This window comes from Pseudomonas nitroreducens TX1 (assembly GCF_000313755.1).
Classification (GTDB): Bacteria; Pseudomonadota; Gammaproteobacteria; order Pseudomonadales; family Pseudomonadaceae; genus Pseudomonas; species Pseudomonas nitroreducens_A.
Map to the genome: position 1 here is coordinate 1 of NZ_AMZB01000028.1, position 297 is coordinate 297.

Genomic DNA, 297 nt, shown 5'->3' on the forward strand with positions numbered 1-297 from the left:
AAGATCACCCCGTTGGATGCGGCGGTGCCGGATCAGGCGCAGACACTGATCGACCAGACCAGCCAGTTGCTGCCGCGCATCAAGATCACCGAACTACTGATGGACGTGGACGACTGGACGGGCTTCAGCCGCCACTTTACCCACCTGAAGGACGGGGCCGAGGCCAAAGATCGGACGTTGCTGCTGTCCGCGATCCTCGGCGATGCGATCAACCTCGGGCTGACCAAGATGGCCGAGTCGAGCCCCGGCCTGACCTACGCCAAACTGTCCTGGCTGCAAGCCTGGCACATCCGCGAC

Annotated in this window: 1 protein-coding gene; it reads left to right on the forward strand. The window is 63.3% G+C overall.

Annotated elements, in window-relative coordinates; genetic code table 11:
* The coding region (locus C167_RS31970; protein WP_017516301.1) for a Tn3 family transposase at nucleotides 1-297 on the forward strand (297 nt) is incomplete at both ends.